Source organism: Leisingera sp. F5, assembly GCF_001593695.1.
Genome location: NZ_LUKH01000208.1, coordinates 1 through 3,830 on the forward strand (window position 1 = coordinate 1; position 3,830 = coordinate 3,830).

General features: G+C 57.5%; 5 protein-coding genes and 1 pseudogene. All 6 read left to right on the forward strand.

The features are described from left to right. Positions 1-511: PhzF family phenazine biosynthesis protein (locus A2I95_RS27420; RefSeq protein WP_291735002.1), on the forward strand; the 511-nt coding region annotated here is incomplete at its 5' end. Further along, the gene (locus tag A2I95_RS27425; protein WP_291735004.1) at positions 504-887 is read left to right on the forward strand and encodes a glutathione S-transferase N-terminal domain-containing protein; all 384 of its coding nucleotides are present in this window, start codon (positions 504-506) and stop codon (positions 885-887) included. The genes A2I95_RS27420 and A2I95_RS27425, both read left to right, overlap by 8 nt. Before the next feature lie 106 nt (positions 888-993). Beyond that, entirely contained in the window at positions 994-1,938 is a 945-nt protein-coding gene (locus A2I95_RS27430) for an IS110 family transposase (protein ID WP_291735006.1), read from the forward strand. Beyond that, entirely contained in the window at positions 1,911-2,933 is a 1,023-nt protein-coding gene (locus tag A2I95_RS27435) for an IS1595 family transposase (RefSeq protein WP_291735009.1), read from the forward strand. The genes A2I95_RS27430 and A2I95_RS27435 overlap by 28 nt, the downstream gene beginning before the upstream one ends. A 60-nt stretch (positions 2,934-2,993) precedes the next feature. Beyond that, complete coding sequence (locus tag A2I95_RS27440; protein WP_291735011.1) at positions 2,994-3,506, forward strand: hypothetical protein; 513 nt, start codon at positions 2,994-2,996, stop codon at positions 3,504-3,506. Between the two features lie 184 nt (positions 3,507-3,690). Continuing rightward, positions 3,691-3,830, forward strand: a pseudogene (locus A2I95_RS27445) (IS5/IS1182 family transposase); the annotation flags it as partial.

Consider the following 3,830-nt stretch of genomic DNA (forward strand, 5'->3'; position numbering starts at 1 on the left):
CGCACTGGGGCTGACGCTAGTGGATCTGGATCCGCGCTTCTCTCCCAAGCTGGCCAATACCGGCAACAGTTTTGTGCTGGTTGCAGTCAAAGACGGTGCCGCGCTCAAGGCGGTGAAACCCGACTTTGCGCAGCTCGAGGCCATCAGCGAAGCCTTGGATCTGATCGGCTTTTACGTGTTCACGACGGATCCCGGTGCTACCTCTGCTGACGCCACCGCTCGCATGTTTGCGCCGCGTTACGGCATCAGCGAAGAATCGGCCACCGGCATGGCAGCGGGCCCGTTGGCCTGCGCGCTCTATGACCACCTGGGTGCGCGCAAGCCAAGGCTGCTGATTGAGCAGGGCCACTTCATGGAGCCCGCTTCCCCAAGCGAAATCACCGTTGAGCTGGACCTCAGCGCCGGCCGGATCACCGGCCTGATGGCAGGCGGCCACGGCGCGGTGATGAAGGAGATGCAGATCAGTCTGGACCGCAGCTGGGCCTCAACCGCAGGAGGGGGAAATGATTGATCTCTACGGCTGGACCACCGGTAACACCTACCGGGTGCTGATCGCGCTGGAAGAAACCGGGCTGCCCTACCGGACGGTTCCTGTGAATCTGCGCGAGCGGGACCAGGACAGGCCGGGGTTCCTGGCGCTCAACCAGATGGGACAGGTGCCGCTGATCATCGACAACGAAGGCCCTTGCGGCCGCAAGATTACCCTGAGCCAGTCCATGGCGATTCTCCAGTATTTGGCCGAAAAGTCCGGCCAGCTGATACCAGCCGCCCGGGCGGAGCGCGCCCGCGCGCTCGAAGCCCTGAGCCTTCTGTATCCCGGCATTGCTATTCTGCCCCCGTCGCTGGCCTTGGCGGAGGCCAGCGACGGGGCGGTGTTTGGCGTCTGAGCCTTGTGGCACGACCACGTTTCCTAGCGAGCCAGCACCGTCTCTCTCCATCGTCTCGAACAGTTGAATGCGGCCAGCCTGGACCGCGGATCAGAAGGAAGAGAGCATGAGCAGAATACAGCATTCGGCGATCATTGGCATAGACGTCTCCCGTGACTGGCTGGACATCCACTGTCTTCCTGATCGGCACCGGCTTCGATTTCCGAATACGCAGGAAGGTCATGCACAACTGACGGCGGTCGCTCAGGAACGGTGTGCTGTGGTCTGTTTTGAAGCGACCGGCGGGCAGGAATGGCGTCTCTGGGCCGTCTTGGATGCCGCGGGCATTTCCACTCGGCAACTGCCACCTGCACAGATTAAGGCGTTTGCGGCCAGTCGGGGCACCCGTGCAAAGTCAGACCGGATTGATGCCGAGTTGATCGCCCGCTTCATGGCGTTCCGTCCTGAGGCCGGGCGCGGCCTTCCACATGAAAAGCTGCGCCTTCTCAGGGCCCTGACCTCCAAGCGCGGGCAGCTCGTTGAAACGCGCAAGCGGCTCCCGGCGCAGACAAAAGCACACGGAAAGCTCGGAACGGCGGATTTGTTCGCGGATATGGATCACGATTTCAGGCAACTGCTGGATCGTCAGATTACAGAGCTGGAACACCGTATCGAGCAAACTGTCGCAGCCAATGCCGAACTGGCCGAAACCGCCACCATCCTGCGATCCGTTCCCGGGGTTGGCCCAGTGGCCAGCACGATGCTGATTGCCGAGATGCCCGAACTTGGTCAGATCTCCGGAGAACAGGCTGCCGCGCTCACTGGACTAGCCCCAATAGCGCATGACAGCGGCACACTGCGCGGGAAGCGCACCATCGGCGGAGGGAGGCGGCTGTTGCGGCACGTCATGTTCCAGGCCGCACTCGTCGCGGCACATCACAACCCAACCCTAAAACCTTTAGCCATGTCGCTAAATCGTGTTGGGGCCCTTCCCGCTGAGAAAAGTCGGCCAATATGGCCTTTCGAGCAATCCTCGGAGGACAAATGGCCAAAGCGAAATCCGCACCAGTAAATCAGCACCTGTTTCGATCTCTGCTTGATCAACTGCCGCAGTTGAATGCGAACCAGATCGAAGATTTGCTTTCGAGCACCATGGATATCCGTCGGGCACGTGCATCTTTGTCCGAAATAGAAGGGCGAGCTGAGAGAGACGACGCGTGTCCACACTGCGGAGGCTGCCGACGGCAAAAATGGGGTCAAACCCGAACCGGAGGTCAGCGCTTCCGGTGCAGCGGATGTCTGAAAACCTATACTGGTCTCACAGGGACCTCAATTTGCGGGATCCATCGCCATGACCTGTTTCTCGAAGTCGTCCGAGATATGTTTTCTGACAGGCCACGATCCTGCCGGAATCTGGCATTCTCGCTCGGCAAAACCAAGGACACTATCTGGCGATGGAGAGTGTTGATTTTGGAAGCTTTAGGCCATGGTTCTGACACCAAGTTCGGCGGTATCATTGAAGTCGATGAAACCCACCAGCGTGAAAGCCGCAAGGGATCACGGGAGTGGGTTTTGCATCGCCAAAATCCATCTCTATACCCGCGCCCGCCACGCCATCAATGGTATGTCTACAAAAGCGGACGCGTGAAGATGAAACGAGGGCTGTCGCGTTGGCAGCTGCCGCTTCTCACAATTACAGACCGTTCTGGACATCGGTTTCTTGAGCGGATCAAGAACAGGAGCATACCTGTCATCGACGCCGCCCTCAGCCCGGTTGTTGCAACGGATGCAGTCCTTTGCACCGACGGTGCAGCGGCATACGCACGCTTCTCAAAAAAGACCGGAATGGTGCATCATGTCCTGAGCAACAAGCCAGGCCAGAGGGTCGTTCAAAAGGCCTTCCACATTCAGAATGTGAACTCGCTTCATTCTCGCTACGATGAATTCATGCGTCCGTTCAAAGGTCCAGCGTCGAAATATCTAAAGCTGTATCTTCGCTGGTTCCTGTTGCGCTCAAGGCTAAGCTCAGAGGAAGCCTTCAGAAAAGTGCTTGAAGGGACCCAATAGGCCATTGACCGCAGGCCTTGCTCGAACCAATTTTGATCGAGTTTCAGATTTAGGTATCCCATGCGCATTGTCTTTGCTTTTTTCTTAACAGCGGCCCTCTTGGCGGGCTGCAATAGTGCGCATCAGGCTTCTGTTAATCTGGACGGCGGCGTGCGGGTGTCTCTGGAGGTCAACGGAATGTTCAGCCTCCAGAGCGATTGGCGGCGGACACTGACTGTGGAGCATCGTGGTGAGATAATATCACGCGAGCTGTTCGAAGACACTGGCTGGTGGAAAGGATCAAACTTGTATCTCGCAGAGGCAGGCCTCTTTGTTCTGGATGAAGGACAAAATGGATGTATTGCGTTTCGATTGGATCCTGTGCGCTTCGACGACAAGGCCGCAAGATGCCACAAAAGACGCCAAACGCTGACCAATGAAGAAATTTCTGGCAGAGACGGCAACACAAGATCTTATGTCTATCCTGGAATGCGCTATTTGGGACGCTTCGCTGAAACCTTGGATGATCGTGCGCGTGTCGAGTTCATTTCCGCTGGAGAGGCCCCAGAAATCAGGCTGCCCGACCCGCTGTAGTCGCCGTCCAGCATCCAGGTCGCCACGGGTTGGCATTCTGATCGCAACATTCCCGCCAAATACTTGAAACTCTGATCATCTACCCAACCGGCTCCCTATACCTTTTTTGTTTGCCAACGGCGTTGTTGCAGAACTCTGAGTGCTAAGGATTCACATCACGAATCCATGCGGTTAGACGGGGCAGATGAGCAAGCCCACACCAGCCCGCTACCGTACGACGAATTGGTCCAGCTACAACGATGCGCTCAGAAAGCGCGGGTCGCTTCTGATCTGGTTGGACAAAGAGATGACCTGGCTCGCTCCGCATGATGACAGCCCCGGTCG